Source organism: Paenibacillus polymyxa M1 (assembly GCF_000237325.1).
GTDB lineage: Bacteria > Bacillota > Bacilli > Paenibacillales > Paenibacillaceae > Paenibacillus > Paenibacillus polymyxa_C.
The window spans coordinates 5,059,637-5,085,916 of sequence record NC_017542.1; the positions used below are offsets into that span (position 1 = coordinate 5,059,637).

Annotated in this window: 7 protein-coding genes and 1 pseudogene; all 8 read right to left on the reverse strand. The window is 54.3% G+C overall.

The genetic code is table 11. From position 1 onward, the window contains the following. Nucleotides 1-39: 39 nt before the first annotated feature. A complete protein-coding gene (locus PPM_RS22885; RefSeq protein WP_013373214.1) occupies nt 40-1,503 on the reverse strand; it encodes a glycoside hydrolase family 32 protein in 1,464 nt (487 codons plus the stop codon). 35 nt (nt 1,504-1,538) lie between these two features. Then, entirely contained in the window at nt 1,539-2,366 is an 828-nt protein-coding gene (locus tag PPM_RS22890; RefSeq protein ID WP_013373215.1) for a carbohydrate ABC transporter permease, read from the reverse strand. Further along, on the reverse strand, nt 2,366-3,250 hold the full coding sequence (locus tag PPM_RS22895; RefSeq protein WP_013373216.1) for a carbohydrate ABC transporter permease: 885 nt from the start codon (nt 3,248-3,250) through the stop codon (nt 2,366-2,368). The genes PPM_RS22890 and PPM_RS22895 overlap by 1 nt, the downstream gene beginning before the upstream one ends. 61 nt (nt 3,251-3,311) lie before the next feature. Beyond that, the gene (locus PPM_RS22900; RefSeq protein ID WP_013373217.1) at nt 3,312-4,637 is read right to left on the reverse strand and encodes an ABC transporter substrate-binding protein; all 1,326 of its coding nucleotides are present in this window, start codon (nt 4,635-4,637) and stop codon (nt 3,312-3,314) included. A 165-nt stretch (nt 4,638-4,802) separates the two neighbouring features. Further along, nucleotides 4,803-5,807 carry a LacI family DNA-binding transcriptional regulator gene (locus PPM_RS22905; protein WP_013373218.1) on the reverse strand — a complete coding sequence of 335 codons (1,005 nt, stop codon included), beginning with the start codon at nt 5,805-5,807 and terminating at the stop codon, nt 4,803-4,805. A 135-nt stretch (nt 5,808-5,942) separates the two neighbouring features. Continuing rightward, a pseudogene (locus PPM_RS28830) lies at nt 5,943-6,053 on the reverse strand (SUMF1/EgtB/PvdO family nonheme iron enzyme); the annotation flags it as partial. A 103-nt stretch (nt 6,054-6,156) separates the two neighbouring features. Then, on the reverse strand, nt 6,157-6,795 hold the full coding sequence (locus tag PPM_RS22910) for a glycoside hydrolase family 11 protein (protein WP_013373220.1): 639 nt from the start codon (nt 6,793-6,795) through the stop codon (nt 6,157-6,159). Between the two features lie 540 nt (nt 6,796-7,335). Then, complete coding sequence (locus PPM_RS22915; protein ID WP_016324739.1) at nt 7,336-26,274, reverse strand: non-ribosomal peptide synthetase; 18,939 nt, start codon at nt 26,272-26,274, stop codon at nt 7,336-7,338. Nucleotides 26,275-26,280: the final 6 nt, after the last annotated feature.

Here is a 26,280-nt window from a genome sequence, read left to right on the forward strand (position 1 = left end):
CTGACCATCCACGGTCAGGTTCCTGTTTGTGGTGCGATTCTATGCGAGGATATCCCACTTCTGGAACGAGACAATCGTACATTTTCCGCTCGCAAACGCATGAATACCTGTTGATTCCATTCCGGGATACACTCTTCCGGTGAGAACATATTCACCGTCGCCGATGAATATTTCCACAGAGCTCTTATCGACGAAGATCCGCAGCTCTAGACGTCCCTCTTGTAAGCCTAAGGGCACTCTTCTCTCTCCGCCCGGTCCGATACCGGCACGCTCACGGTTAAAACGGAACAGACCGTCATCGGGACGATACGAGAGTACAGTCTCCTCTTCGCCGCCCACCCGTAGCTTCAAGCCGAATTCATCAGTGTTACCAGCCTCGAACTCAAATACCGCCTTCAGTTCGTAGCTATCTCCGAACGTCTCCATGATCTGCTCGCCTGTCAGCAAGATATCCCGCTGTTCGAACAGATTGGATCGGTAATTTTCCACCTCTTCAAGCGGACGGAACAGCAATCTGTCGTGGTCGATCACCGCTTCCCGCGGAAGACTCATCGCACCAGCCCAGTGGTGTCCCTGCTGGGTTGGCATCTCCGACTCCCACATATCCATCCATCCGATGATGATACGCCGCCCTTTATCGTCCAAGGTTGACTGCGGGGCATAGAAATCGAATCCGTGATCTACCTGAGCATACTGCTCTGCCGTAAATGTTCCAGCCTCCGCATTGAAATCACCTATACCGTACATGGTGGAATGCAGATTACGGTATGCTTCTCCCTGAGCAGGCATGCGCTGTGGAGACAGCATGAATACGTGCCGACCGCCAAGCGGGAACAAATCCGGACACTCCCAATTATCGCCGTAGCGTCCGTCACTCACAGCCAGCACATTGACATACGTCCAGTTTCTCAGGTCTTCAGATCTGTAAAGCAGTACAAGCCCGTTCCCTTGGGCATCATTAGAGCCAAGAACGACGTAGTATTGATCTTCGTGCCTGAACACCTTAGGATCACGGAAATCTTTGCGGCTGACCCTGTCCGGTATGGCGTCATAACCGATGACCGGATTGCCCTCCCACTTTTCGAATGTCACCCCGTCTTCCGATACTGCAATTCCCTGTGACTGCTTGTAATCCTGATCCTTGTCAGGCCCGGTTACAACATGTCCGGTATACATCAGGACAAGCTTCCCGTCCTGCTCAACCGCACTGCCGGAGAAGCAGCCGTCCCGGTCGAACTCACTGTCCGGAGCCAAAGCGACCGGCAGATAGTCCCACTTCATAAGATCGCGGCTGACTGCGTGTCCCCAGTGCATCGGTCCCCACACCGATTTATACGGGTAATGTTGATAGAACAAGTGATACTGCCCGTTATATTGAATGAAACCGTTCGGGTCATTCATCCAGCCAAATTCAGCCATTAAATGGTAGTTCAGCCGATAATCCGGCCGCAGCATATGCCTGGATTGGGAAATAAATTGATCTGCATTCTCTCTCGTATACACTCTAGTATGTTTGATAAGGCATCCTACTCCTACAGTTATTTAATCGAACCTTGCATAACACCCTGAATAATATATTTTTGGGCGAACAAATAGATGATAATGATCGGAAATATCGTCAGTACCAAACTTGCCATCAATGGACCATAGTCCACTGTATAGGTCCCATAAAAGTTGTACGTGGACAACGGAAGTGTCCTCTGCTCAGGATCAACCAGAATGAGGGAAGGCAGCAGAAAATCATTCCAGATCCACAGTACATTGAGAATAGAAATAGTGGCCGTCGTGGGCATCAATACCGGAAACACGATCCTGAAGAATGTCTGAATCCGTGTGCAGCCGTCAATTAGCGCCGCTTCCTCCAGTTCCTTCGGAATACTCTTTACGAATCCATGATAAATGAAAACAGCCAGCGAGCTGCCAAAACCGATATACATGTAAATCAGCGACCACTTGCTGTTCAGTAGATCAAGTGAGCCGTAAATTTTCACCAATGGAATCATGATGGCCTGGAATGGGATGATCATGGAAGCTACCATCAGCATAAATGTATATTGGTTGAACTTGGTGTTGTTTCTGACAAAATAATGAGCCGTCATCGCCGCGAACAGTGAGATGAACAAGACACTTAACACCGTTATAACCAATGAGTTGGTGAAGGCAGCGATATAATTCATTTTATCGAATGCATTCATATAGTTGGCCATATTGAAGCTCTCTGGAAGCGATAACGGATTCGAGGTAATGGCCATATTTTCCTTGAACGAATTGATCAACAGAAAGACGAACGGTACGATGAACAATATGAGTATCACTGTCAGCACAATGAATTTGATCATGGAGGAAGCGATTTTTTTGCTTGCCATTACGCCTCCACCTCCAACTTCTTACTAAAATAAACCTGAAGCAGAGTGATGAGAGCAACCATCAGGAACAGCACGAATGCTTCAGCCTGGCCCACACCATAATCACGGGAAAGGAATGCCTTTTCATACACATGCATCGACACCATTTGAGTACTACTGAACGGTCCGCCTTTCGTGAGCGCGAGGTTGACGTCATAGACCATAAACCCACGCTGCAGGGACAAAAATATACATACGATGAAAGAAGGAACCATCAAGGGCAGCACCATTTTCCGCAGTCTGGTCCAGCTGTTCGCCCCATCAATGCTTGCAGCCTCCATAATATCATTCGGTACACCCGTCAATCCTGCAATATAAATGACCATCATGTAACCCGCGTTCTGCCACACGGTTACAATCACGAGTGTCCAGAACGCTTTGTCAGGATCAGCCAGCCAAGTCGTGCTGAGCGCCTGAATGTCGGCATGTTGTCCCAAATAGACAAGCACGTTGTTGAAGATAAACTGCCATATAAAACCGAGTACAATGCCGCCGACAAGGTTGGGCAGGAAAAATCCTGCCCGGAAAATGCTCTGTCCTTTTAACCCTTTAGTCAGCACATAAGCCAGCATAAAAGCGATAACATTGATAAGAACAACGGTATAAAATACATATTTGAGCGTCAAGGCGAACGATTTCCAAAACTCAATATCCCGAAAAACGGCCAGATAGTTTTGGATGCCAACCAGCGATAGTGTCGTGGAAATACCATCCCAGTTTGTGAACGTCAAATAAATGCCGTACAAGAATGGAATGATCATTACCGTTATGAAGGCAAACAAGGTTGGCCCGGTGAACAGCAGCCGTGTCCGTAGCCGGTTCCATACTCCTTTTTCCGCAATCATGGTGATCCCTCTCTTTGTTTCGGATTTCTCTCTCTATTTCCGGGTAATTTGACAATAAGCCTTATTTTACGGTTTTCCAGTAGTCTTCGATTTCCTTAGCCAGTGTTGCGCGATCGCCCTGTTTCGCCAGATATTTTTGCATGGAAGATCCTAGCTTAGACCAGTGGTCGGCAGGCAGCAAGCTCATCGACTGCTCTGACTTGCCTTTTGCAATATAATCCTGGATGGACTTGCCAAGTGGATCGGCCGCAGGCAGTGTAATATTTTTGAACGCCGGGATAATGTTCGCTTTGTTTACGAGGAAATCCTGACCTTTCGCATCATAAACGATCCAGTTCAGGAACTTCTTCGCTGCCTCTTGTTGTTCCGGCGTACTCTTCTCCTTGTCAATGACAATACGTTTGGAAACAGCGGATGAAATCTCCTGATTGCCGTAGTCATCGGCATTGTTGCTGATGGGTACAGGCAAGAAACCATATTCTTTGTTAGCGGTATCAAAACCGCTGATTTGCGGCCATGCCCAGTTGCCCATGAACCAAATGCCAACCTCGCCTTTGCCGAGCAACTCCGGTCCACGCTCATAAGCACCTGCCAGTGGGGAAGCCTGATCGATATTGTATTTCATCATGACGTCGAATGTATCCATAAGTCCGTTAAATACTGGATTGGTAGCCAAGTTAGCCTGGCCCGCTTTCAGTGATGCTATGAATTTGTCCACTTCAGCCATGTCTTTGTTCTGGCCTGCATAAGCAAGTGGCAAATAATGAGCACCTAGGGACCAGTCCATTGGCGAAATCACCAATGCTTTCTTCCCGGATGCCTCGATTTGTTGAAACAGTTTTTCAAGGTCATTTCGAGTTTTAATTGTAGTGGGATCGAAGCTTCCGCCTACCGCTTTATCAACAACCGCTTTGTTATAAATGAATCCGTAGCCTTCAACAGCCAGCGGAAACGCGTAATTTTTACCGTCAACCGTCGTAGCTGTGGTAGCGTTTTCAACAATGTCCTTATTCCACTTCTCTCCGCTTAAGTCGAGGATACGGTCCTTGAATTTCTCCACATCACCTGTATCTAGCATGGTCATGGTTGGCGGGTTTCCGGATGCATACAATGCAGAGGCACGCTCAAAAGGCGAGCCACCGGTCGGAACCGGCTGGATTTCAACAGTGATGCCGGGATTATCTTTCTGGAACGCCTTGGCGGCATCCTCCAGTTGTGAAAGGATTTCACCTTTAGAGTTCAAAAGTGTAATTTTCACATTTCCCGCATCCGCTGATCCCCCTCCAGAAGCCGAATTACTTCCTCCTCCGGAGCCGCCACATGCAGACACCACCATAACCAAAAGAAGCAGCATTACCATCCATTGAACTCTTTTGAATTTCCTCACTGTTGTCATCCCCCTATTTCTATAATGGCTGCTGTACTCTTAAATAAAACGCTTACAAACGGATTATATGTCAAAGATTCAATCTCTGTCAATCGTTTGACATGTTAAACCTTTAACATTCTTTTAAAAAAAATCTGTTCCCCTTGTTAGAGGAACAGATTTCATTCAGGTCGTTGCACGTTCAATCAGTTCAACAGGCAGCCGATTAACAGGCTGTACCTGCTCTCCCTCTGCCTGTCTACGAATCAGCTCGACCGCCAGTCTACCGATCTCTGCAATTGGCTGTCTTACCGATGTAAGTTCAGGCGTCAGCCAGGAAGCAGCGCTTACGTCATCAAAGCCTACAATACGCACATTCTCCGGCACATGCCGTCCGGCGCGGATATATTCTTTCAATGCAAAAGCGGCAATAATATCGCTTGTAGCAAACACCCCATCCACATCCGGATGTTCATGAACGAGTTTGGAGATCATTCGCTCGTACTCCTTTTGGTCGAACACATTCAAGTCCGTTTGAACGATCACATGCTCGATACTATGCCTGTCCACAACATCTTTGAATGCTTTAGTCCGCTCATTGGACAGCATGTTCAGCTCCAGATTTCCACATATATGTGCAATTTTCCGGCTCCCTTTGCGAATGAGCAGCTCCGTGGCCAGCTCGCCTCCGCGATAATTGTCCGAAGATATGTACGGAATATACGGGTCAATCTGCCTGTCAAATGTCACAATCGGTGAATTCAAATGTCGGTACTCTTCTACCTCCAGGGTATGACTCCCCATAATGATGCCGTCTACCCGGTTTCGTTTCAACATATCGATATACACTTTTTCCTTCACGGGATCCATATGTGAATTGCAGAGTAGAACCTTGCACCCCTGCTGATAGGCATAGTACTCCACCTGATTAGCAAGCTCACTAAAGAAAGGATGCGAGACATTGGGAATAATAAGGCCGATAATATTGGACTGCTTGCGTAGCAGGGATCGTGCTATTTCATTCGGTTGATAATTAAGCTCTTCCATTGCATCGAACACTTTTTTGCGTGTAGTTTCGCTGATATAGCCCCGGTTATTCATTACACGGGATACTGTAGTGACCGACACGCCCGCTTTTAACGCCACATCGTGAATTGTTGCCATATGAACCTCTTCCCGAACAAAATACATACATATAAACTATACCCTCTCCTCACCATTTCGACAACCTTGGGTATTATGTTAACTCATACATAAAACAGCGACAGCCGTGGACGAGAACTCGTCCTCAACTGTCGCTGTTTCATTAACTACCGTATCCCTTTAGTCTCCGTAACAATCCCAACACCATTCCCTTACATTGCCAGACATATCGCAAATTCCTAACTCGTTGGGTTTTCGTATACAGTTTCCAGATAAGTATTTGTCTCCGGCGTTATTTCCTTGTTTATGTTGTAATACGGTTTTAAGCCCTCATCCTGCTTTCCCCGTGAAGAAATGCCAATCGCTCCCGTTCGTTGAACAGTTTGCAGTTGAGTGGTTACCACACCGTTACGTTAGAGCTCCCACTACTCTGATATCCTTCTGTTGCTAACACCTGGTAAGACCAGTTGTTCCCCAGATGCATTCCTTTGCTCGCCCATGCCTTCACGTGATTGCTGAAAGTGATCGTGGAGTTGCCCCCGGTCGGTCTCTTCGTCTGTCGAACACTCCAGTACTGAATAAACGTCGTTTTTTGGCCTTCAATGGAAGGTGCGTCGTATCGCATTGTTGTGTAGATGTCATATGTGCCCCCATCACTGGTCACTGTACCTTTATACGTTCCGGTAGGTCGATAAGTACCCCAGCTATCAACGACGTAATATTCGATGAGTGCGTTTCTCGTCCACCCGTAGAGAGCCAAATATCCATTACCGGACGGCGCCCAGACACCGGCATTGTAGTTAATCGTTCTGTTGGGCGATCCAGTAGTCCAGCCTTTGCCGACAACAAAATTCCCGGTATCCTTCCATGTTACGCTGTAATTACCGCCTGATCCATTAACAGCATTGACGGTCCCGCCGCCATCGGTCCAATTTTGCCAGTAGTCTGTCGCTGCACTTGAGGTTGTTGCAAACACTCCAAAACTCATGGAAGCTGCAAGAACTACCGTTAACATTTTCTTACTAAACTTAAACATACTTTACCTCCTACAATTTTTATATTTGCATTCTACACCTGCTTGTCGGTCGATTCTCTGTTGCAGTGCATCACTCATGTGAACCATATTCCGTGTTTTCTTACTTTCACCTCCTTTATATGTAAAATTATATAATAATAGTGATCACACAACCACTTGGCAAATTAAATATTAAACTTTACTATGTTTAGATTTCCCTGAGTTTTAAAATAGTGCAGCGCCAGCGTAGCGGCTCATGATGTGTGCATGCCATCTTGGATTTGGCCCACAGTTCTTTCGCTCCGTAGGCTACATGAAGCGAACGACAGGAATATAGAGTTCTTTGGCCGCGGTGCCCTCACTCTGCGTAAACGCTCTAGTTATCTGCGCGAGTAGCAGTGCATTTTAAACCACAACTTGAAAAAATTTAGGTTTTTTAAAATTATATTTAGAGCTTTAAGTTTGCTATAGCGTACGCCTTTTTCCCTTTCATTTGGAAAAAAACACCCGGCAGGATGTGTACCGAGAGAAATACGGCATACACCCAAACCGGGTAAGGGATTAGAAAATAATATCAATGGCCTCTAGCACATCTTGCTCCTGTTCGGATTGCCCGTTCAGGGAAATATCCTTCAACAGCACCGAAGGCTGTTCGCAAATTTGGGTGATGATCACGAGCAGGTCCTGAGCGAAATTGTCGATCAGATTGCGCGTAAACAACTTGGTTGCATATTCAAACTGCCCGTTCATTCCCTCATCCAGCAACGAAATGACCAAGGTAAGATCAAATTGGGAAACCGTATGAGTTTCCGGATAAGATTCGATCTTGATATCCCCGAAGCTTTGAACGTTATCTTCCTTGGTTTCCAGAACAAACATGACATCGAATACAGGATTGCGGCTTTGATCTCGCGGCGCCTGCAGCTTTTTCACAAGCTCCTCGAACGGATAATCCTGGTGGTCGTAGGCCCCCAGCATCGTTTCTTTGACTTCGTTCAAGTAAGCGAGGAACGTCTTCTCCCCGGACGGATAATGGCGAATCGCCAAAGTGTTGACAAACATTCCGATGAGCGGCTCCAGGTCGGCATGTGTGCGGCCCGAAGCCGGCGTGCCTACAATGAAGTCTTCTTGTCCCGAGTACTTGCTGAGCAAGATTGAATAGGCCGCCAATAACACCATATAAAGGGTGGCACCGTTCTCATCGGCGATGCGCTGCAAGCTGTCGGTCATCTGCTTGTCGATGCTGAAAGGCAGCACATCTCCCTCAAAGCTGCGAGCGGCAGGTCTGACAAAGTCCGTAGGCAGTTCAAGCGTCGGCAGTTCGCCTTCCAGCACGTCCAGCCAGTAGGCTTCCTGACGTTTCAGCCGCTCTTTTACAGGTTCGGACTGCTGCCAAGCGGCGAATTCCTTGTATTGAATCCGAAGCGGTTCCAGAGTCTCGCCGTTATACAGGCGCAGCAGCTCTTCGACGAAGATGCCCATCGACATGCCATCTGTGACGATATGATGAATGTCCAGCATGAGCAGATGCCGTTCCGCTTCCCATTCGACTAAGCCCACACGTAGCAGCGGCGGCCGCTCCAAATCAAAGACGCGCACAAAGCCATCTACGATGCTCTTCGTTTCACTTTCCGTCGCTTTCGTATACTCGACGGCAAACTTCAAGTCCGGATAAATCCGTTGTACCGGTTCGCCGTCGACCATTTCGAAGCCGGTTCGCAAAATTTCGTGACGAGCTATCAATCCTTTGAGCGCCGCCTCGAATTGATTCCGTTCCAAGCGCCCGACGAGAACCGTCATGCCGGACATGTTGTAGCTAAGCTCGGCGCCTTCCATCTGCTGCTGGATGTACAGCCGTTTTTGCACGGAGGAAAGCGGATAGTAATCCCTCTTATCCAGAACCGGAATGGAGAGGTGTTCCTGCCGCTCCAATTGGCTGATCGCTTCGGCCATCGCTTCGATGGTCGAGTGCCGGAACACATCGCGCAGCGGCAGGTCCACGCTCAGCTCCTTGTGCACCTTGCTGACCAGCGTCGTCGCCCGCAGGGAGTGCCCGCCGAGGTCGAAGAAGTTGTCCGTCACGCCAATCGTGACCGACCCGAGCACGTCCTGCCAGATGGCGACCAGTTTCGCCTCCAGTTGGGTGCGCGGCGCCACATATTCGCGGCCTGCGCTTGCTCCCCCTTCCGGCGCCGGCAGCGCCTTCCGGTCGATCTTTCCGTTCGGCGTCAGAGGCAGGCGCTCCATCTCCACGAAGTACGACGGGATCATGTACCCCGGCAGCTCGCTGGCAATCGCCCGCTTCAGGTCCGCCGCCGTCAAGCCTTCTTCCGCTGTATAATAAGCGCACAAAGCTTTCTGACCCTCTTGATCTTCCCTGACGACGACGACCGCTTCCTTCACGCCACCTACACTCAGCAGCTTCGCTTCGACTTCGCCCGTCTCAATCCGGTACCCCCGGATTTTCGCCTGGTTGTCGATCCGGCCGATGAAGTCCACGTTGCCGTCCTCCATCCACCGCGCCAAGTCTCCCGTGCGGTACAGCCGCTCGCCCGCGGCGAACGGACTGTCTACGAACTTTTCTTCCGTCAGCTTCGGACGGTTCAAGTACCCGCGCGCCACTCCGACTCCGCCGATGACCAGCTCGCCCAGCACCCCGACCGGCACCGGATTCAGATGCGCATCCACGATGTAGAATTTCGCATTCAGCCACGCTTTACCGATCGGCACATTACCTGTCTGCGGTAGCTTCGTCAGCTCCTCGTCGTAGAAGCTGGAGTCGATCGCCGCTTCCGTCACGCCGTATGCGTTGATGATCCGGAACAACGAGCCGAAGCGTTCCTGCAAGGTCCGGTAATCCGCCACGCTGCAGCTGTCCGAGCTCGTGATCAACAGCTCCATCCAGCTCATATCCAGCCCCTGCTCGTGCACGTACTCCAGGAACGGCACGATCAGCGCCGGCGTCGATTCGAAGATGGTGACCTGCTCCCGCTCAATCCAGTGGTGCAGACGAGACGGATCAATCCGGTCGTCCTTCGGCACGATCACCATCGTGCCTCCGTTGTACAGCGTCCGCGCGATATCTCCCACGAACACGTCGAATGAGAAGCTTGCGAGCTGCAGCAGCCGCACCGGGAACTGATCCAACCGGTATTCCCGCCGGTAGCCCGCCGCTGTGTTCACCAGGCTGCGGTGCTCGATCATCACGCCCTTCGGCTTGCCCGTCGTTCCCGACGTATAGATCACGTACGCCAGTTCCTCCGGACGGGCTTCATGGAAGCTGTCGGTGCCAATATTCTGATGGCTCTCATCGCCGTCGTCCACAGCATCCGTCAGCTTGCCGGAGACCCTGCCCGAGCCAATCGGCGCATTCGCCCGCTCCTCGCTGTACGACGCTTCGTCATCCAGGTACAGCACCGTGGCCAGCGCCAGCTCCTCTTCGCCGAGCCAGGCTTCGGCGCGCTCTCGCAGCGGCGTTTGCGTCAGCAGCACCTTCGCTCCGCTGTCTTCAAGCATGAACCGCACGCGCTCCGCCGGATAATCCGGGTCCAGCGGCACATACGCCCCGCCCGCTTTCCAGACGGCCAGCACGGCCACCAGCAAGTCCACCGAACGCTCGGCGAGAATGCCGACGATCGTCTCCCGGCCGATGCCGCTTGCGCGCAGCGTAGCCGCCAAGCGGTTCGCCCGCTCGTTCAGCTCCGCATACGTCAGCCGGTCGTTCTCGTACACGACGGCTGCCTCTTCCGGCGTGCGCTCCACCTGTTCCTCGAACAGCCGGTGGAACGCGGCCGCAGGAGTCGCTTCCGGCTGCGCCGGGTTAAACGCGCCGAGAATCTGCTCTTTTTCCGCCGGTGTCAAAATGCCCAGCTCGGCAATAGTCGCCGTCGGGTTGCGGAGAATGGATTCAAGCAGCTGCAAGTAGTGAGCGGCCAATTTCTCCACCGTTTCGGTTTTATAAAGAGCAGTAGCATATTCAAACAGATATTCCAAGCCTTCCTCGATCTCCGTGACGTCCAAGCTGAGATCGAATTTAGAAACAATTTCTTCGCTGGCATACGTCGACAAATGGAGTCCGGGAAGCTGGATTTCCAAATTCTCTGTATTCTGCAAAGCAAACATTGTATCGAATAGCGGATTGCGGCGTAAATCGCGAGCCACGTTCACTTTATCCACCAGTTCCTCAAACGGATAATTCTGATGTTCAAAAGCGCCCAGCGTCGTCTCCTTGATTTCCTTCAAGTAGTCAAGGAACGTCTTACCGGCAGCCGGATAACTGCGGATGGCCAGGGTATTGACGAACATCCCGATCAGCGGCTGAACGTCGCTGTGATTTCTTCCCGCAATCGGCGTACCGACCACCACGTCTTCTTGCCCTGTATACTTATGCAATAATATTGTATAACCAGCAAGCAGAACCATGTAAAGCGTTGCGCCGTTCTCGGCTGCAAGCCGTTTCAGACCCTCGCTTTTCTTGCTATCCATAAACAATTGCAGCGTGCGGCCCTCGTAGCTCTGCATAGACGGGCGCGGATAGTCCGTCGGCAATTCCAAAACCGGCAGCTCTCCGCGGAACATGTCGAGCCAGTAGGCTTCCTGCTTGGCAAGCTGAGCTTTCTGCTCGTCCGATTGCTGCCATACCGCATAATCTTTGTATTGAATGCGGAGCGGCTCCAACTGTTCCCCGCTGTACAAGCGGACGAACTCTTCGATCAGTACGTCAATCGAAACGCCGTCGGATACGATATGATGCGTATCGAACATTAGAATGTGCCGGTCCGGCGCCAGTTCGGCAAGGCCTACCCGCAGAAGTGGCGGCTTCGCTAGATCAAACGGACGAACGAATTGGCGCACCGTTTCTTCCGCCTGCTCCCCGCTGATCTGCACATATTCCACCTGGAAGGCGACTTCTTCGTAAATCCGCTGAACCGCTTCGCCTTTTACCATCTCAAAGCCGGTACGCAGCGTTTCATGACGAGCTACGAGCCCGCGGAACGCTTCTTCAAACCGCTGCCGGTCGAGCCCTCCTTCGAGTAGCATAGCTCCCGGTATGTTGTAACTCAGCTCGGCTCCTTCCAGCTGGTTCAAGATATAGAGACGTTTCTGAGCGGAAGAGAGCGGATAATACTCGCTAGGTTCCGCAGCCGGAATAGCCGTGAACGAGCCGATCTCCAGCCGCTCCATAGCCGCGGCCATTTCCTCAACCGTCGAGTAGCGGAATACGTCGCGAAGCGGGAATTCAACGCCTAGCTCCTTATGCATTTTGCTGACAAGCGTCGTCGCCCGCAGGGAGTGTCCGCCGAGGTCGAAGAAGTTGTCCGTTACGCCTACCGCCTTCTCCCGAACAAGTACATCCTGCCAAATGGCGGCCAGCTTCGCCTCAAGTTCGGTGCGCGGCGCCACGTATTCGCGGCCTGCGCTTGCTCCCCCTTCCGGTGCTGGCAGCGCCTTCCGGTCGATCTTTCCGTTCGGCGTCAGAGGCAGGCGCTCCATCTCCACGAAGTACGACGGGATCATGTACCCCGGCAGCTCGCTGGCAATCGCCCGCTTCAGGTCCAACGCCGTCAAGCCTTCTTCCGCTGTATAATAAGCGCACAAAGCTTTCTGACCTTCTTGATCTTCCCTGACGACGACGACCGCTTCCTTCACGCCACCTACACTCAGCAGCTTCGCTTCGACTTCGCCCGTCTCAATCCGGTACCCCCGGATTTTCGCCTGGTTGTCGATCCGGCCGATGAAGTCCACGTTGCCGTCCTCCATCCATCGCGCCAAGTCTCCCGTGCGGTACAGCCGCTCGCCCGCGGCGAACGGACTGTCTACGAACTTTTCTTCCGTCAGCTCCGGACGGTTCAAGTACCCGCGCGCCACTCCGACTCCGCCGATGACCAGCTCGCCCAGCACCCCGACCGGCACCGGATTCAGATGCGCATCCACGATGTAGAATTTCGCATTCAGCCACGCTTTACCGATCGGCACATTACCTGTCTGCGGTAGCTTCGTCAGCTCCTCGTCGTAGAAGCTGGAGTCGATCGCCGCTTCCGTCACGCCGTATGCGTTGATGATCCGGAACAACGAGTCGAAGCGTTCCTGCAAGGTCCGGTAATCCGCCACGCTGCAGCTGTCCGAGCTCGTGATCAACAGCTCCATCCAGCTCATATCCAGCCGCTGCTCGTGCACGTACTCCAGGAACGGCACGATCAGCGCCGGCGTCGATTCGAAGATGGTGACCTGCTCCCGCTCAATCCAGTAGTGCAGACGAGACGGATCGATCCGGTCGTCCTTCGGCACGATCACCATCGTGCCTCCGTTGTACAGCGTCCGCGCGATATCTCCCACGAACACGTCGAACGAGAAGCTTGCGAGCTGCAGCAGCCGCACCGGGAACTGGTTCAACCGGTATTCCCGCCGGTAGCCCGCCGCCGTGTTCACCAGGCTGCGGTGCTCGATCATCACGCCCTTCGGCTTGCCCGTCGTTCCCGACGTATAGATCACGTACGCCAGTTCCTCCGGACGGGCTTCATGGAAGCTGTCGGTGCCAATATTCTGATGGCTCTCATCGCCGTCGTCCACAGCATCCGTCAGCTTGCCGGAGACTATGCCGGAGCCAATCGGCGCATTCGCCCGCTCCTCGCTGTACGACGCTTCGTCGTCCAGGTACAGCACCGCCGCCAGCGCCAGCTCCTCTTCGCCAAGCCAGGCTTCAGCACGCTCTCGCAGCGGCGTTTGCGTCAGCAGTACCTTCGCTCCGCTGTCTTCAAGCATGAACCGCACGCGCTCCGCCGGATAATCCGGGTCCAGCGGCACATACGCCCCGCCCGCTTTCCAGACGGCCAGCACGGCCACCAGCAAGTCCACCGAACGCTCGGCGAGAATGCCGACGATCGTCTCCCGGCCGATGCCACTTGCGCGCAGCGTAGCCGCCAAGCGGTTCGCCCGCTCGTTCAGCTCCGCATACGTCAGCCGGTCGTTCTCGTACACGACGGCCGCCTCTTCCGGCGTGCGCTCCGCCTGTTCCTCAAACAGCCGGTGGAACGCGGCCGCAGGAGCCGCTTCCGGCTGCGCCGGATTAAACGCGCCAAGAATTTGCTCTTTTTCCGCCGCCGTCAAAAGCTCCAACTGATTCACGCGGATGTTCGGGTTAGCCGCAACCTTCTCCAGTGCTTGGGCAAAATGTCCGTGGATCAGCCTGATGTCTTCCTCTCTGAACGTCAGCGCATTGTACGTAAACCGCAGCAAAATATGCTCTTCCGGAATGACGGTAATGTCTAGGTCGTAGTTCGTTTGCTCCGGCGACTGGATATTAGCGATTTTCAGCGCTTCTTGGTCTCCGCCGACGACCTGCTCAATCTGTTCTTCCATCGGATAATTTTCAAAGACCATGATATGGTTGATCAAGTCTCGCTTTTGCTCGCTCAGCGACTGAATTTCGAACAGCGGGAACGTTTCGTAAGCTCCCGATGCCAGCGCTTGATCCTGGGTTTTTCTCAAGATATCGGCTACCGTCTCCCCGGCTTTGCCTTGAATACGGACCGGGATCGTATTAATAAACAGGCCGATCATGCTTTCGATGCCCGGAATTTCCGCTGGACGCCCGGATACGACGGAGCCGAATACGACATCCTCGCTGTTGTTGTATACCTGCAAAACCAGTCCCCATACGGTCTGCATGAACGTATTGAGCGTCACCTGCTGCTGGCGCGCCACCCGCTCGATTTGCCCGGTCAGTTCCTTGCTGAGTTCCACATCGATTTCAGCCGCTTCAAAATGGCCCTGCTTCAGCTGCGTTTTCTCCTGGGGCAGCTTGGTCTGCTGATCGTAACCCGCCAAATACTCGGACCAGTAACGCGAAGCTTTCGCGGCATCTTGAGCTTCCAGCCATTCGATATACCGGGAGTACGAGGTAACCGGAGGAAGCTCCAGCGTCTGCTTCTCTTGGAACGCGAAGTAGGTGTCGAACACTTCCTTGATCATGAAGGACATGCACCAGCCGTCCATCAAAATGTGATGGTGACTCCAGATCACATGGTAGGACTCGTCGCCCGTGCGCAAAACTGTCACGCGCATAAGAGAGCCTCGGGCCAAATCGAACTTGTTCGCTTTATCCGCGCTGACGAAATCGGCTATCGTCTTCTCCGGGTCTTCATCGCTTACCGAGCGAATATCTTCGAAGTACACTTCACACTTCCGCTCGCGGAATACCACTTGAATCGGCTCGTCTCTCCAGCCGGTAATAAAGTTGGTCCGCAGCGCCTCATTCCGCTGCACCAGCGTATCCAATCCTTGGGTGAAGGCTTCGACATTCAGGCTTCCGCACAGATCGAAGGTCACCTGTTCGAAGTAAGCTTCCGAATCGGCATCCAGCAGGCTGTGGAACAACATCCCTTTTTGCAGCGGAGTCAGGGTGTATACATTCTCCAGTTCGCCGAGCGCCGCCGTATGTTCGGCCAGCCGCTCCAGTTCCTCCACCGTCACATCTTGAAGCAGTACGTCGCTAGGCGTAAGCTCCGGCCGCTCTTTCGATACGCAATGGCTGATGACTTCACGCAAGCTCGAATGAAGCAGGGTACCCAGGCGCTCTATCGTTTCCCGTTTATACTGGGTTTCCCCATAACGGATCGTGAGTTCCTGCACTCCTTCCGACACCATACCGTTGATATCGAGGACATAATCCATCACTGCATTCGGACTTGAATCGGAGCCCGGGCTGAACGGAGACGGCCGCGAGCCGCTGCTTTCGTAATCCTGGTCGAACTGACCCAAATAGTTAAAGCTGATCTCCGGCTCCAAAGCGAAGCGCTCGCCGTCACGCGGCGCCGACAAATAACGCAGGATGCCGTAGCCGATTCCTTTGTTCGGAATGCGGCGCAAGCTTTCTTTAACCTGTTTCACCTGATGACCGAGCGCCTGGGCGTGACCCGGCTCCAGAACGACAGGGAATTGGCTTGTAAACCAGCCTACCGTGCGCGTAATGTCCACATCCGGCAAAATATCTTCCCGGCCGTGGCCTTCGAGATTCACCAGCACGCGTTCCCGGCCGCTCCAAGCTTGTATCGCGAGGCCAAGCGCGGCAAGCAGCAAATCGTTCATTTCCGTATGGTAAGCACGGTGTGCCTGCTTCAGCAGCTGTTCGGTTTCCTCCGCCGTCAAGCGAACGGTCACGAGCCCGCTGTCCTTCAGCTTGGATCTGCCTTGTTCAAAATCTTTCGGAAGCGGCTCATAGGTCAATTGCTCGATATGCTGCCAGTACTCTCTCTCGCTTTCCATCGCCGGACCGTTCGCATAATCAGCGAGCTGTTTCGCCCACGTTTGGAATGAATCCGTTTTGAGCGGCAGACGGATCGGCTGCCCTTGCAGCGCCTGCTCATAGCCGGCAGCAAAATCCTCAAGCAGAATCCGCCAGGATACGCCGTCTACGACCAAGTGATGGATCGCGATGAGCAGGTGGTCGCCGTCGTCGCAGCGGAACAAGCCGAGCTTCACCAGCGGACCGTTTTCCAGATCGATGCTCGCTTGAATGTCATTTGCCTTAGCCTCTACCGCTTCTTTCACGTCGCCGACTCCCTTGAAATCGACAAATTCCAGATCGAACAGCGCTTCGTTCTCCCCGGCGCCGCGGTTCCAGGCGATATAGCCATTCTCGGTTTGGCGGTAAACCGTACGGAGAGCATCGTGATGCACGACAAGCTGACGCACCGCTTGACGTAAAGCTTCTTCGTCAAAGCCTTGCTTGGAGAACTGCATGAACGCCTGGTTGCTGTGATGCACGTCGGCCGGATTTTGTTCAAAGAACCAGCGCTGAATCGGGGTCAAGATGACCTCTCCCGTCACTTCGGCCTGGCTTGCCGTTCTCTCCGCCGTTTGCAGCTGCAAACTAAGGGCGGAAATCGTCGGGTAATGGAACAAATCTTTCATGACCAGCTTGTACCCCGTTTGCAAAAGACGGGACGATACCTGCAAGGCCTTGATCGAATCGCCGCCGAGCGCAAAGAAATTGTCCATCGTGCCGACCTGATCCACGCCCAGCACCGACTGCCAGACCGACGCAAGTGCTTGCTCGGCAGGAGTACGAGGTGCCGTGTATGCAGCCTCGGCACGAATGCTTCCTTCCGGTACAGGCAGCGCTTTACGGTCGATCTTCCCGTTCGGCGTAAGCGGCAATTGATCCAGGCGCATGATGCGCGAAGGCACCATATGGGAAGGCAGCGCGGCGTCCAGATGGGCCACAAGCCCTTCCAGATCGAAGCTGGAATCCGCTACGACATACCCGCACAAATATTTCTGCCCCCGCTCGTCCGTCCGGTCGATGACAAGCGCTTGACGCACGCCGGCAAAATTTTTCATGGCCGCTTCAATTTCACCAAGCTCGATCCGATAGCCGCGAATTTTCACCTGGTTGTCGATCCGGCCGATGAAGTCCACGTTGCCGTCCGGCATCCAGCGCGCCAGGTCGCCCGTCCGGTACAGCCGCTCCCCAGCGGCGAACGGGCTGTCTACGAATTTCTCCGCCGTCAAATCCGGGCGATTCAAGTAACCGCGGCCCACACCCGCTCCGCCGATAACCAGCTCGCCCAACACCCCGATCGGCACCGGCTTCAGATTCGCATCCACGATGTAGAACTTGGCGTTCAGCCAAGCTTTGCCGATCGGCACGCTACCCGTCTTCGGCAGCTTCTTCAGCGGCTCGTCATAGAAGCTGGAGTCAATCGCCGCTTCCGTTACGCCGTAGCTGTTAATAATACGGAACTGCGAGCCGAAGCGCTCCTGCAAGGTGCGGTAATCCGCTACGCTGCACGCATCCGAGCTTGTGATCAGCAGCTGCATCGAGCTGAGGTCCAGACCCTCGGCATGCACATGCTCCATGAACGGCACGATCAGCGCCGGAGTCGATTCGAACACCGTCACGGCGTAGTCGCGAATCCAGCCGTAGAGGCGGGTTGGATCAATCCGGTCGTCCTTCGGCACGATGACCATGGTGCCCCCGTTGTACAGCGTCCGCGCAATGTCGCCGACGAACACGTCGAACGAGAAGCTGGCGAGCTGCAGCAGCCGGATCGGGAACTGATCCAGGCGGTATTCCCGCCGGTAGCCCGCCGCCGTGTTCACCAGGCTGCGGTGCTCGATCATCACGCCCTTCGGCTTGCCCGTCGTTCCCGACGTATAGATCACGTAAGCCAAATCGCGCGGCTTGTTCACATTCGCCGGATTCGATGCGAGATCCGCCGCTAGTACGTTCTTCTCGGCTTCTGCCGTGGCGGACGTTTCGGCAGCAGCCGTTTCCGCTTGCGCCAAAGCCTCCGCCTCTGCGCCTGCTTCGCCCAAAGCTTGTACGCCCACAGCCGCTTCCGACGCGCCGAGGCTGTACGTCGCGGCGTCGTCAAGCGCAAGCACCGTTTGCAGCACTAGAGCTCCGTCGCTGCACCAAGCTTCCGCCTGCTCCAGCAGGCGGGTCTGCGTGAGCAGCACCGACGCCCCGCTGTCCGCGAGCATATACTCGATCCGCTCCGCCGGATAGTCCGGGTCGAGCGGCACATAAGCGCCACCCGCTTTCCATACGGCGAGCACCCCGATCAACAGCTCCGCCGAACGGCCGGCCAGAATGCCGACCACCTGCTCCGGCTTCACCCCGCGCTCCCGCAGTGCAAACGCCAGACGATTCGCTTTGGCGTTCAGCTCCGCATACGTCAGCTTGCTGTCTTCGTAGACAACCGCCAGCGCTCCCGGAGTGCGCTCCGCCTGCTCCTCGAACAGCTCGTGGAACGTTCTCTCTCTCCACGACTCATCCGCTTCCAAACCTGTACCCTCTGCGGCGGGTTGCTTCGCAAGAGCCGAAGACGACACGTCAAACCCGACCAGCAAATCATGCTTTTCGCTGTCCGTCAAGATATCCAAATCCGAAATCCGCGCACCCGGCTGAGCCAGGATCGACGCCAAAAGCTGCTCGTAATGACCCGCCAGCCGTACCATCGTTTCCTGTCTAAACAACGAGGTAGCGTACTCGATCTTGCAAACCAGCTCGTTATCAGCTTCCACGATATCAAAGCTAAGATCAAACTTTGCCGTCTTTTCCTCGATGTCGAACAGCGACCATTTCAAACCTTCCAGGGGTAAATCCAAGCTTTCGTGCTTTTGCAAAGAAAACATGGTGTCAAACAGAGGATTCCGGCTTAAATCCCGGCTCACCTGAAGAGCTTCCACCAGCTCCTCGAACGGATAGTCCTGGTGCTCGTAGGCTCCAAGCGTCGTTTCCTTCACTTCCTGCAAGTAATCCAGGAACGTCCGCTCCGCCACCGGGGCCAAGCGAAGGGCCAGCGTATTGACGAACATGCCGATAATCGGCTGCAGGTCGGCGTGAGAACGGGCGGCAATCGGAGTGCCAACCACTATATCTTCCTGTCCCGCGTATTTATGAAGCAATACGGAGTACGCAGCTAGCAGAAGCATGTACAGCGTCGCCCCCGAATCGCCGGCAAGCCGTTTGAGAGCTTCGCTTTTCTCCGCATCCAGCGTAAACGTGAGCGTTTGACCGTCAAACTGCTGAACGGCCGGGCGGGAGAAGTCGAGAGGCAGCTCAAGAACCGGAAGCTCGGAGCTGAATACCCCGCGCCAGTATTCCTCCTGCCGTTTGATGCGCTGGCGCTGCTCCTCGGATTGCTGCCAAACGGCGTAATCCTTGTATTGAATCCGCAGCTCCGGCAATTCCTCCCCATTGTAAAGCCGCACGAATTCGCGCAGCAGCACGTCCATGGAAAGGCCGTCGGAACCAATATGATGAATATCCAGCGCGAGCAGAAATTTCTCTTTCTCCAGTTCGATCAGTAGGGCGCGCAGCAAAGGCGGCTGGGTCAAGTCAAAAGGCTGAATGAAGCCTTCAAGAATGGCCGCAACCTGATCTTCGCTTGCTTGAAGCTTCTCGACTTTGAAAGCTACGAGCGGATGAATACGCTGAACCGGCTCCCCATTCACGATTTCAAAACCGGTACGCAGCATATCGTGCCGGGCCACCAAAGTAGTCAGCGCCTTTTCCACTTTGGCCTCGTTCAAAGCCCCTTCCAATTGCAAGGCGCTTGGGAGGTTGTAATTCAGCTCTGAGCCATCCAGTTGGTGCAGGACGTACAGCCTTTTTTGCGCGGAGGAAACCGGATAGTACGCTTTCTCTTCCGCTTTCGGAATCGAGCTGTGCCGCGTTTCTTCCAAGCTGGCAATAGCCCCGGCCATCGACTCTACCGTCATACAGCGGAACACATCGCGCAGCGGAAGTTCGACGTTCATTTCCTTCCGAATCTTGCTGACAAGGTTCGTCGCCCGCAAGGAGTGGCCGCCGAGCTCGAAGAAATTGTCCAAGACTCCAATGCCGGAGTAGCCCAGCACTTCCTCCCAGATCTTCACAAGCTGGGACTCCGTCCGGTTACGCGGCGCTACGTATTCGACGCCCGTTTGTAAGCCACCTTGCGGCTCCGGCAGCGCTTTGCGGTCCACTTTGCCGTTGGTCGTCAGCGGCATGCGCTCCAACTGCACGAAGTACGAAGGGATCATGTACCCCGGCATTCCCTGGGCCAGCGAGGTTCTCATTTCACTGACCGTCAGCGTCCGGTCCGCCACAAAGTAGGCGACAAGCGCCTTCTCTCCCCCGCCGTCCTGACGGGCGAGCACCACCGCTTCTTCCACGCCCTCGACGTTCAGAAGCTGCGTCTCGATTTCGTCCAACTCGATCCGGTACCCGCGGATTTTCACCTGATGATCGATCCGGCCTAGGTATTCGATGTTGCCGTCCGGCAGCCAAGCTGCCAAGTCGCCCGAGCGGTACAGCTTCTCCCCCTCCGCAAACGGGGAATCGACGAACTTCTCCGCCGTCAGATCCGGACGGTTCAGGTATCCTCTCGCAAGGCCTTCCCCGGCCACGTACATTTCGCCCGCTACACCGATCGGCACAGGGCGGCGGTTTTCATCCAGGACGTACACCCTCAGCGTCGGGATCGGCTTGCCGATATTGCTCTTCGCCGCCTCCATTTCGACCCACGTGATTTCCTTATACGTCACGTGAACCGTCGTCTCGGTAATGCCGTACATATTGATCAGCTTTGTCTCCGGGTACTTCGTCTTGAAGCCCTTGAGCAGCAGCGGACTCAGCGCTTCGCCCCCGAAGATGACGTTGCGAATCCGCAGATCGTACGGATGGTCCGCCAAGACCTCACGCAGCAGCTGGTAGAAGTACGTTGGTGTCTGGTTCAAAATCGTGACCTGTTCGCGGCCCAGTAGCGCCAGGAAATCGGCCGGATTTTTCGCCGTGAGCGGCGGTACGATGACCAGCTTGCCTCCGTACAGCAGCGCTCCGTACATTTCCCAGACGGAGAAATCGAAGCAGAACGAGTGGAACAGCGTCCACGTGTCGGACGGCCCGAAGTCGAACAGGTTCTTGTCGTTGAACAGGAGCCGCACGACGTTCTTATGCTCGATCAGCGTTCCTTTCGGTCTGCCGGTCGTTCCCGACGTGTAGATGACATAGGCCAGGTTGCCCGGTCCGGAAATCGGCTCCAGGTTCGAAGCGTCCAGTGCATCGGCGGAGTCCGCCCCTCTGTCACCCCAAACGTAATCGTCCAATTCGAGGCGCGTTCCTGCGAAGTCGGTCTTCTCGTGCAGATGCTTTTGAATCAGCAATAACGGCGCGCCCGAATCCTCGATCATGAAGCGGATACGCTCCTCCGGGTAGTCGGGATCGACAGGCACGTATGCTCCGCCCGCTTTGAGAATCGCCAGAATGCCGACGACCATATCGAGCGAGCGTTCGGCCAGAATCGCTACCAGTTGGTCCGCTTCTACTCCCGTCTCCCGCAGCTTCCGCGCAAGGCGGTTGGATCGCTCGTTCAGCTCGCGGTATGTCAGCTGCCGCTCGTTCATGACGGCGGCTACGTTGTCCGGGTAAAGCTCCGCCTGCTCTTCGAACAAGCCGTGAATCGTCTGCTGCCGCGGGTAGTCCGCCTCCGAATCGTTGAAACCGCCCACCAACTCGCGGATTTCCTCCTCTGTGAGCATTTCCAGCGAGGCAATATCCCCGTCCGGCGCTGCTGCGATGGTTTCCAGCAGCTTGTCATAATGTCTGGCGAACCGCTCCGCGGTCTCCTGTTTATACAAAGCCGTAGCGTAATCCAACCGGCATTCGAGCTGACCGTCCAGCTCCGAAATGTCCAGGAGCAGCTCGAACTTGGATGTTCGGTTTTCCAGCGGATAAAACGATTGCTCCAGCCCCTCGATGACAATTTGCTCGTTTTCCGTATTTTGCAGGGCGAAGAACGTATCAAAGAGCGGATTCCGGCCGGTCGCGCGTGGAATGTGAAGACTTTCCACCAAGTCTTCGAACAAATAATTTGGGTGTTCGAAAGCCCCGAGCGTGATGTCCTTGATTTCTTCCAGGTACGAAAGGTACGGCTTGGAACGCTCCGGACGGCTGCGAATGGCCAGCGTGTTGACAAACATCCCCACGATCGGCTGCACTTCTTCCTGCGTTCTTCCGGCAATCGGCGTTCCGACAATCAGATCTTCCTGACCCGAATATTTATGCATAAGGATGGAGTAAGCCGACAGCAGCACCATGTACAGGGTCGTCCCCGTCCGCGCCGCCAGCTCTTTCAGCTTCTCCGTCCGCTCTTTCCCGATATAAAACTTCACGGTCCGGCCGTCAAAGCTTTGCACCGCAGGCCGCGGGAAGTCCGTCGGCAGTTCCAAGACCGGCAGCTCGCCCGACAGCTGTTCCAGCCAGTACTCCTTCTGCGGCTGGAGCATCTGCCCGTAAGCTTCGGAATGCTGCCAAACGGCATAATCTTTGTATTGAATGCGCAGCGGGACCAGCTCCTCGCCCCGATACAGGCGGCTGAACTCGTCGAAGAGCAGCGCTGTCGAAATGCCGTCCGAGACAATATGGTGCATATCGAACAGCAGAATGTGGCGATCCTCGGCGACTTCGATCAGGCCGATGCGGAGAAGTGGCGGCTTGGTTACATCAAACGGGTGATAGTAAGCTTCCACCACTTGGTCCACTTCCCGCTCGCTCGCCTGGAAATAATCGACAGCAAACTCCACCTCATCATAGATGCGCTGAACAAGCTCGCCTTGAACCTGCTCGATCCCGGTACGCAGCGTCTCATGGCGCTGAATCAGCGCCCGGAACGCGTGCTCGACGCGCGTGCGGTCCAGCTTGCCTTCGAGAAGAAGCGCCGCCGACATATTGTAGCTGCGCTCGGCCCCGTCAAGCTGGCGTAGGATGTACAGACGCTTTTGCTCGGATGAAACCGGATAGTACTCAGCCTCAGCCGCCTTTGTAATCTCATACGTCTCCTGCTGCCTTAAACCGCCGATTCTTTGGGCCAGCTGTTCGATCGTGGTGTAGCGGAAAACTTCCCGCAGCGGAACCTCGACTTGCAGCTCTTTCCGAATCTTGGAAACCAGCGTGGAGGCCCGCAAGGAATGACCACCCAAGTCAAAGAAATCGTCTTGGACTCCAACTCGCGCAATACCCAGCACCTGCTGCCAAATGAGAGCAAGTCTTGTTTCAAGCGTTGTGCGAGGAGCCACATACTCACGGTCTGCTTCTACCTCTCCGGTCGGTTCAGGCAGCGCTTTACGGTCAATTTTGCCGTTCGGCGTGAGCGGAAGCTTATCAAGAGACACCAACCGGGCCGGGACCATATGGGCCGGCAGCTCTTGCTTCAATTGGGACAGCAGATCGCTCAGCTGCAAGGAAGCATCCGCCGTCACGTAGCCGCACAAATACTTCTGCCCCTGCTCATCCGTACGGTCGGTCACCACAGCCTGCTTGACGCCCGGAAAACGCAGCAGGGCCGTTTCAATTTCGCCGAGTTCGATCCGGAACCCGCGAATTTTCACCTGATAGTCGATCCGGCCGATGAAGTCGACGTTGCCGTCTTCCAGCCAGCGGGCCAAATCGCCTGTCCGGTACAGACGTTCGCCCGGCACAAACGGGCTGTCCACAAACTTCTCGGCGGTTAGGTCCGGACGGTTCCAGTACCCGCGCGCCACCCCGGCGCCGCCGATGACAAGCTCGCCCGGAACCCCTACAGGAACCGGCTTTAATGCGGCATCGACAATGTAAAACCGGGCGTTTAGCCAAGCTTTGCCGATCGGCACATGACCTGACGGCGGCAGCTTATCCAGCGGCTCACCGTAAAAGCTGCTGTCAATGGCCGCTTCGGTAACGCCATAGCTGTTGATGATGCGGAATTGTCCGCCGAATCTTTCCTGCAGCAATCGGTAATCGGTGACACTGCAAGCATCCGAGCTGGTAATCAGCAACTGCATGGAGCTAACGTCCAGCCCTTCTTCATAAATATGCTGCATGAACGGCAGGATGAGCGCAGGCGTCGATTCGAATACCGTAATGTTTTGGTCCCGAATCCAGCCGTATAAGAGGTTCGGATCAATCCGGTCATCCTTCGGCACAATCACCATCGTGCCTCCGTTATACAGCGTCCGCGCGATGTCTCCGACGAACACGTCAAACGAGAAGCTGGCCAGCTGCAGCAGCCGCACCGGAAACTGATCCAACCGGTACTCGCGACGGTACGCATCCGCCGTATTCACGAGACTACCGTGCTCGATCATGACGCCTTTCGGGCGTCCCGTCGTACCCGAGGTGTAAATCACATAAGCCAAGTCTTGCGGGGCGCTGCCGGCAGATTCAAATTCCACGGCTAAGGCATCCCCGTTATAAATCTGTTCATCGTCCATGGCATAGACAGCTTGAAGCTTCAGCCGGTCATCGGCCAACCAACCTCTGGCCCGCTCCAACAGATGACGCTGCGTAAGCAGCACCGATGCATCGCTATCGCTGAGCATGTACTCAATCCGCTCCGCCGGATAATCGGGGTCCAGCGGTACATAGGCTCCGCCGGCTTTCCAAACGGCGAGCACCCCGACCAGCAGTTCCACCGAACGCTCTGCCCAGATCCCCGTAATCGTCTCCCTTCCCACGCCCTGTTCGCGAAGGAGAGAAGCCAGCCGCTCGGCGCGTTCGTTCAATTCGCCGTAGGTCAGCTGTTTGTCCATGTAGACGACTGCCGGATGATCTGGAATTTCCCGGGCAAACTTTTCAACATACCGATGAAACGCTTCTCCCTCGCTAAGCCCTGCCACCGGCGGGTTAAAAACGTTGAGAATGCGGTGTCTCTCCTCATCGCTCAGCAGAGAAATCTCGCGTACCGGCAGTTCGGGAGTCTGAAGAAACTGGTCCAGAACGGTTACATACTGTTCCATAATCCGATCAATCTCGGCCGTCTCGAACAGGCCGGTACGATAGGAAGCATGGAGAATTACATGGCCTTCATTCAACATATGATCGAAGCGCAGCAGCAAATCGTCCATCTCGTGCCTAGCGAAGTGAGCCTCCAGGCGTACCTTGATTTCTTCGTACTCCACGATTTTCAAAGGCAGATATTCTAGAGACGTACGGAACAGCCCCGAAAGATCGTTGCGGCCGTGTTGTTCGCGTAAATCCTGGATCAATTGGTTATAAGGGTATTTCTGATACCGCAGATCCGCCGTATTTTCCTTGGAAACCGTTTGGATCAAGGAAAGCACGTGCTTGTCTGGATTCAGACGAATCCGCGTAGCCACGGTGCTGACGAACATGCCGATCGTTTCTTTTTCCTTCTTGCTGGTGCGATTGGCGAAAACCGTGCCGACCGGAACATCGGTGCTGTCGGTCAGCTTGTACAATAAGACGTACATAGCGGACAGAAATAACGTATATAAGCTGACCTGATATTGTTCGCTGAAGGCCAGAATGCGTTCATACCGGGAACCGTCCAAAGTGATGGCCAGTTTATTGGATTCGCTGCCGATCGAGAATGGCGGATACGATTTAATGCCGGTCGTTTCAGGCAAAGTGTTGTACTTCGTCAGCCAGTATTCCTTGCCTTTTTGATAACGCTGCGATTGCTCATATTCACGCTCCGCAGAAATATAATCCAGATAGGAAGGGGCCTGGTAACTGCTGTAGGTGCCTTTGCGCAGTTCCAGGTATTTTTCCATCACCGCATGCAGCAAAGCATTGACGGACAAGCCGTCGGCGATAATATGATTTACCGTCAAATTGAGCCATACTTGGCCGTTCGCAAAATGGATAATCGTAAATTGGTGGAGGTGTTCGTCGAACACGCTGGCCGGTTTTTCGCTTACTTCTTTCACCCAAGCATAGAATTGTTCGGTTGTGCCTATTTCGAGGCGGCTTATCCTAGCTTGGACATTCTCCGGCTCTTCGAACCACTGCGTTGGATTTTGCAAATCCCCGCTAATGCGGATTCGGAAAACGTCATAGGTTTTGACGATCTCTGCCGCCGCTTGCTCCAGAAGCTGTGCGTTGATCTCGCCCGTAATCTGGTAGGTCGCGGAAAGCATCGTGATGGACGTTCCCGGATTCATAATTTCCATGAACCATATTCGGCGCTGGGCTTGCGTTAATCCATATTTCTCGTTGGTATTCTCTCTCACATCGAC